General features: G+C 32.3%; 4 protein-coding genes and 7 tRNA genes. All 11 read left to right on the top strand.

Features of this window, described 5'->3' with window-relative positions; genetic code table 11:
* Positions 1–91: 91 nt before the first annotated feature.
* Positions 92–165, top strand: a tRNA-Gly gene (locus tag BUB47_RS08130).
* Between the two features lie 3 nt (positions 166–168).
* Positions 169–245 (top strand) — tRNA-Arg (locus tag BUB47_RS08125).
* Between the two features lie 58 nt (positions 246–303).
* Positions 304–380, top strand: a tRNA-Arg gene (locus BUB47_RS08120).
* Positions 381–383: 3 nt separating this feature from the next.
* Positions 384–460, top strand: a tRNA-Gln gene (locus tag BUB47_RS08115).
* Positions 461–466: 6 nt separating this feature from the next.
* Positions 467–542 (top strand) — tRNA-Lys (locus tag BUB47_RS08110).
* A gap of 12 nt (positions 543–554) precedes the next feature.
* Positions 555–643: transfer RNA gene (locus BUB47_RS08105), tRNA-Ser, on the top strand.
* A gap of 56 nt (positions 644–699) precedes the next feature.
* Positions 700–775, top strand: a tRNA-Lys gene (locus tag BUB47_RS08100).
* Positions 776–1,181: 406 nt separating this feature from the next.
* The gene (locus BUB47_RS08095; protein WP_073185268.1) at positions 1,182–2,462 is read left to right on the top strand and encodes an O-acetylhomoserine aminocarboxypropyltransferase/cysteine synthase family protein; all 1,281 of its coding nucleotides are present in this window, start codon (positions 1,182–1,184) and stop codon (positions 2,460–2,462) included.
* 23 nt (positions 2,463–2,485) lie between these two features.
* Positions 2,486–4,282, top strand: coding sequence for a homoserine O-acetyltransferase/O-succinyltransferase family protein (locus BUB47_RS08090; RefSeq protein WP_073185266.1), 1,797 nt, complete (start codon positions 2,486–2,488; stop codon positions 4,280–4,282).
* A 140-nt stretch (positions 4,283–4,422) separates the two neighbouring features.
* Positions 4,423–5,634: an MFS transporter gene (locus BUB47_RS08085; protein WP_073185265.1), complete on the top strand. Its 1,212-nt coding sequence runs from the start codon at positions 4,423–4,425 to the stop codon at positions 5,632–5,634.
* 120 nt (positions 5,635–5,754) lie between these two features.
* Entirely contained in the window at positions 5,755–6,180 is a 426-nt protein-coding gene (locus BUB47_RS08080; protein WP_073185276.1) for an acyl-CoA thioesterase, read from the top strand.
* The last annotated feature ends 355 nt before the right edge of the window (positions 6,181–6,535 follow it).

Below are 6,535 nucleotides of genomic sequence, written 5' to 3'. Positions count from 1 at the left end.
GCCAAAGGGGACGGACTGTAAATCCGTTAGCTTAGCTTTCAGTGGTTCGAATCCACTCTCCTCCACCAAGAAAATTTAATAAATACATCATGCGGGTGTAGCTCAGTGGTAGAGCCCCAGCCTTCCAAGCTGGTTGCGAGGGTCCGATTCCCTTCACCCGCTCCAAATGCACCTATAGCTCAGTTGGATAGAGCAACGGACTTCTAATTCGTGTGCCGGGGGTTCAAATCCTCCTAGGTGCACCATAAAAAGTCGAAATAAAAATAGAATAAAAACAAATAGAAAATTTAATTTAAATATTATGCACCTATAGCTCAGTTGGATAGAGCAACGGACTTCTAATTCGTGTGCCGGGGGTTCGAATCCTCCTAGGTGCACCATTTTGGGGTGTAGCCAAGTCGGTAAGGCACCAGACTTTGACTCTGGCATTTCGTAGGTTCGAGTCCTGCCACCCCAGCCAAATTTTGACCCATTAGCTCAGCCGGCAGAGCACCTGACTTTTAATCAGGGTGTCGCGCGTTCGAATCGCGCATGGGTCACCAATTTAATACTGTGGAGAGGTACCGAAGTGGTCATAACGGGGCGGTCTTGAAAACCGTTAGGGTGCAAGCCCACGTGGGTTCGAATCCCACCCTCTCCGCCAAAATTCTGTAGTAAAAACTACAGAATTTTCTATGAAAAACGTAAAATTAAATATTTGATCCATTAGCTCAGCCGGTAGAGCACCTGACTTTTAATCAGGGTGTCGCGCGTTCGAATCGCGCATGGATCACCATTTAGAAGACAAATCAATTTATTGGTTTGTTTTTTTGTTTAAAACTATATTATTATACTTATAAAATATATTTAATTTAATAGTTGACTTTAGAAATTAAAAGTAGTAAGATTACATACAATATATAAAACTATATAAGAAGAAGAGTACTTTATTGAAATGAGCACAGAGAGCTTCGGTTGGTGAGAGAAGTAGAATGACAATAGGGGAACATGGTCTTTTTTTGGGAAGTGTCGAATTTATTTAGACATTTACGGGGGCGCCCGTTATAGCGATAGAGTATGAAGTACTTGAAGAGGTTATTATTGTGAAATAGTAACGAATAAAGGTGGTAACACGGAGTTTAACTTTCGTCCTTATTGGGATGGAAGTTTTTTTATTGCAAATTTTAAAGTGGAGGTAAAAAATGAAAGAATTAAAAGATTTAACAGTTGAAACGCTATGTGTACAAGGAGGATATCAACCTAAAAATGGTGAGCCGAGAATTTTACCGATTTTTCAATCAACTACTTACAAATATGATGATGCGGATGAGGTTGCAGCACTATTTGATTTAGAAAAAGATGGGCATATGTATTCAAGAATATCAAATCCAACAGTAAATGCCTTTGAAGAAAAAATAGCGCAAATGGAAGGTGGAGTTGGAGCCTTGGCCACTTCTTCAGGTCAAGCAGCGACTCTATTGGCTATCTTAACTATTTGTAGTGCAGGTGAACACATAGTTGCCATGAATAACCTATATGGAGGAACTTATACTCTTATTGGTTCTACTTTAGAAAAGTTTGGAATAAAAACTACATTCGTTCACTTAAATAATGTTGAAGAATTAGAAAATGCAATTCAAGATAATACTAAGTTAATTTTTTCAGAGACAATTGGAAATCCGGGAGTAGATGTTTTAGATATAGAATTAGTTGCAAATGTTGCACATAAAAATAACATTCCATTAATTGTAGACAATACTTTTGCCACACCTTATCTGTGTAGAGCTTTTGATTTTGGAGCTGATATAATAACACACTCTACTACAAAGTTTTTAGACGGACATGCTACAAGTGTAGGTGGAATAATTGTAGATAGTGGGAAATTTAATTGGAATAACGGAAAATTTTCTTGTCTAACTGATAAAGATCCAAACTATCATGGATTAAGTTATACTGAAACTTTTAAAGAGCAAGCTTATATTACAAAGGCAAGAGTAGTGTTTATGAGAGATTTAGGAACTACAATGAGCCCCTTTAATGCTTTTTTAACAAATCTTGGAGTTGAAACACTGGCTCTTAGAATGGATAAACACTCTACAAATGCTCTAAAAGTTGCAAAGTATTTGGAAAAGCAAGAAAAGGTAGATTGGGTAAATTATCCACTGTTAGAAGAAAATAAGAACTATGAGTTAAGTAAGAAATACTTATCTAAAGGCGCTAGTGGAATAATATCTTTTGGAGTTAAGGGCGGAACAGAGGAGACAAAGAAGTGGATTAATAATCTAAAACTTACAACTTTAGTAGTTCACGTGGGAGATATTAGAACTCATGCCCTTCATCCGGCTAGTATGACTCATAGACAATTAAGCGAAGAGGCACAAATTGAAGCAGGTATTTTACCAAACATGGTTAGATTATCTGTAGGAATAGAAAATGTAGATGAAATAATAGAAGACTTGGATCAGGCTTTTAAAAAAATATAGTAATGTTGTAAGGAGTTGAGAAAATGCCAGTAATAATACCTAAAGATTTAGTTGGAGAAGATGTTTTAGAAAGAGAGCAAATATTTATAATTGGTGAGAATAGAGCACAAACTCAAGATATTAGACCTATTAAAATTGCTATTGTGAATTTAATGCCCAAAAAGGAAGAGACAGAAATACAATTTTTAAGAATGTTGTCTAACACAGCACTACAAATTGATTTAGATTTAATACGTATGGGTTCACACCAATCAAAAAACACTGAAATGGAACACTTAAATAAGTTTTATAAAACTTATGATGAAATAAAAAATAATAAATATGATGCCATGATTATAACAGGAGCTCCAGTTGAAAAATTAGAATATGAAAATATCAAGTATTGGCAAGAGCTAAAAAATATATTGGAGTTTGCAAAGACTAATGTATATTCAACTATGTTTATCTGCTGGGCAGCTCAAGCAGCTCTTTACTACTACTATGGAATAAAAAATGAAGTAGTTGATGGAAAAATATTCGGAGTTTTTGAATACGAAAAACTAGAAGAAGATAAGTTATTAAAGGGATTTGATGATGAATTTTTAGTTCCTCAATCAAGGCACACCTATGTTAAGGAAAAAGAAGTTAGAAAACATTCAGATTTGAAAATTTTAGCAAGTAGAGAAGATACGGGAGTTGGGTTAGTTACAACTAGAGACAACAGATTTATATTTTCTTTTGGACATTGGGAGTATGATAGAGAAACTTTACACAGTGAGTATATAAGAGATTTAGAAAAGGGACTGGAAGTAAGTGTACCAAGGAATTACTATAAAGATGATACTCCTGAAAAAGGTATAAATGTAAAATGGAGATCAGCGGGAAATTTATTTTTTTCAAATTGGATAAATTACTGTGTATATCAAGTAACACCCTTTCATCTTGAAGAAATTCAACAGAAAAATGTATCAAAATTTGGTGGTACCTCTCTAAGTGATGCAAAGCAATTTTCAAAAGTTAAAAATATAATTTTATCTGAAGATGATAGGGGAGTTATTGTAGTATCTGCACCGGGAAAGAGAAGTAATGAAGATGAAAAAGTTACGGATTTATTAATAAAAACCAGTGATTTAAAAAAGAGACAAGAAAAAATAAATAAAATTCTAGCTAATTTAAAAAGAGAATTAAATATTTGTAATTTTGAAATATCAAAGGTACTTGAAACTGTAAAGAAGAGATTTGAAGATATTTCCTTGGATTTAAATTTAAATGAAGACATCTACTTGGAAATAGAAGAGTGTTTTAAAGACATAGAAGATTCTAGAGATCCAGATTTTATCATTAGCAGAGGAGAGTATTTAAATGCCAAATTAATGGCAAAATACTTAGATTATGAATTTATAGATGCTCTTGAGTTAATAGCTTTTGATGAAGCTGGAGAAATAAATGTGGAAGAGAGTCAGTCAAATATCAGAGAAAAGATAAAGTTAAATAAAAAATACGTAGTTCCGGGATTTTATGGTAAAGACTTAAGTGGAAATGTGAAAACATTTAACAGAGGAGGCTCTGACTTTACAGGTTCTATTATAGCCAGTGCTCTGGACTCAAATATATATGAGAACTGGACAGATGTAGACGGAGTAATGACTTCAGACCCAAGGAAAGATAATAATGCAAAAACCATACCTTCTTTAAAGTATAGTGAGCTTGCAAAAATTATTGACGATGGAGCAGAAGTCTATCAAAAAGATGCAATTGCTCCTGTAATGGAAAAAAATATAACTATAAAATTTTTAAATACAAATAGTCCCGATTCAAAAGGTACAGTAGTTAAAGATTAATAAAAAATTCTAGTAAAGTGCAGAAACATTTTACTAGAATTTTTTATATGCAAATTTAGCTTGATTAAAGTATTTAGTGTGGTAAAATAGAGCACAATATAAAAATCTTTATATACTATAAAATAGGAGGAAAGAAGGGAATGGAGAAAGCGGAGGGGTCAAAGAAAAATGGAATAATTATTTTATTTATTGTGTTATCTCTGTCATATTTTATTTCAAGTTTTCACAGAGTGGCATTATCAGTACTATCAGTACCTATTATGGAAGAAATAGACATAACCATAGATACTATTAGTACTTTGGGATCGGTATTATTTTTTATATACGCAATAATTCAAATTCCATGTGGACATCTATGCGACAGAATAGGGCCTAGAAAAATAATGTTAGTAAGCCTTGTAATCACATCACTAGGTTCGTTGTTGTTTGGATTAGCCAATAACTCAACAAGTTTACTCTTGGCTAGAATGGTGCTAAGTGTAGGTATATCAACTGTATATATCCCAGCTATAAGCTTTGTCCGACTGTTGTTTAAAAATGAAAAGCTGGGCACTTTTACAGGGGGACTACTGGCATTTGGAACTTTTGGAACTGTAGTTGCATCAAAACCTCTGCAAATTTTTATTGACCATTTTAGTTGGAGAATTTGTTTTTATATTTTTGCAGCCTTATCTTTAGTTTTATCTATAGTAATTGCAAGATTAACTAAGAACATTAAAATGGATACAGTGCAAAGTAAGTCAAATGATTTACAAAAATCAAAAGGATTGGGATTAAATACTTCCTTTGTACTCTTAATACTTATTTTTACTGCTTGTAGTGGAGCTGTTCAATCATTTCAAGGTTTATGGTTTATTCCATACTTTACAGAAGGATATAATTTCAGCTTTGAAAGTGCAAGTAATTTATTGCTGATGTTTTCCAGTGGATACTTTTTAGGCTCGCCAATAATGGGATGGATGTGTGACAGATTTGATACTAAAAAATTAGTTTCAATAGTTGCACTGTGCAATGCTTTTATTTGGGTGTTACTAGGAACAGAGTTAGTTCAGTCAAGTGGAGTTTATCTAATGCTTACACTATTGTTATTAGGATTTTTTAGCTCTGGAATGACTTCAATAGGATTTTATTATGTTGGAAAATATGCACGTTTAGACAAGAGAGCACTGATAACCAGTATCTTGGGCTTTGGTGGATATATGACTACTTCTATATTATTAAAGCTGATGGGAAGCATAATTTCAAGTTCAGGAGGAAACATGGGTAAATTGAACATGATTTTCTTAATTTATTCAGCTTTTATATTTGTTGCAGGAGTGCTATTTATAATTAATAAAAAAGAGAAAGTGTAAACTTTCTCTTTTTTATATTCTACAATGTGAAAAGTATTTTATATTTCGGGAAAAGACTTTACTTTTTGGAATACGTTATGTATAATGGAATTAATAAAAATAAGAAGGGAATGTTTTTTTGTGAAAGAATTTAGTACGTCTCAACTTGTTCTTATGGGAGATTTAAATCACCATGGAACACTTTTTGTAGGTAAGGCACTTACTTGGCTATCGGAAACTGGATTTATGACTGCTTCTATGAGTTATAAAAATCCTGATGAGCTTGTATTTTTGGCAATGAATGGGTTTAAGTTTTTAAAACCAGTTCCCAAAGGAGACATAGTTACTTTTACAGGAAAAATTGTCCACTTGGGAAATTCAAGTATAACAGTTTATGTTAAGGGAGTTTCGGCATTGACAAATGAAATACATGTAGAGGGTTTTATTACTTATGTTTGTATAGATCAAGTTACAAGAAAAAAGAAAAATCATGGTTTAATTATGGATGATGCATCTAGCACTGAAGAAATTAGAGTTAGGAATCGTGTATTAGAACATGTAAGTTAATTGCATAATTTAAATTTGGTGGTTAATAAATGTAAAATGCTATAAAACATACCTGATATTTAATAAAATATTGGGTATGTTTTATTTAAAATTTACTAATATTTTTAGCTAAATATGGGAATAAAACTACTTTAATAGTATATAATTAAGAGAGTTTTTAAATATATATAAATTGTGTTTTTTAGTTGTTTTAATGCAGTAAAGTGGGAATTGCTGGGGTATAATTTAAAATGAAGAGATTTAAGATATAGTAGACAAAAAATATTTAAAACGTTATGCTAATTTAATTTTAATTTATTAAAATCGCATAATGACTTTAAAAAAGTATATAATATAGTGAATAATGAGGGGTGGA

Source organism: Anaerosphaera aminiphila DSM 21120 (assembly GCF_900129925.1).
In the GTDB taxonomy this organism is placed as follows: Bacteria; Bacillota; Clostridia; order Tissierellales; family Peptoniphilaceae; genus Anaerosphaera; species Anaerosphaera aminiphila.
The sequence above is the reverse complement of the archived record's forward strand: the minus strand, read 5'-3'. Positions and strand labels throughout refer to the sequence as shown.

What these genes read in the sequence shown, in the direction of transcription:
- BUB47_RS08095 (WP_073185268.1), top strand. Translation starts at nt 1,182, where the DNA reads ATGAAAGAATTAAAAGATTTAACAGTTGAAACGCTATGTGTACAAGGA.
- BUB47_RS08090 (WP_073185266.1), top strand. Translation starts at nt 2,486, where the DNA reads ATGCCAGTAATAATACCTAAAGATTTAGTTGGAGAAGATGTTTTAGAA.
- BUB47_RS08085 (WP_073185265.1), top strand. Translation starts at nt 4,423, where the DNA reads ATGGAGAAAGCGGAGGGGTCAAAGAAAAATGGAATAATTATTTTATTT.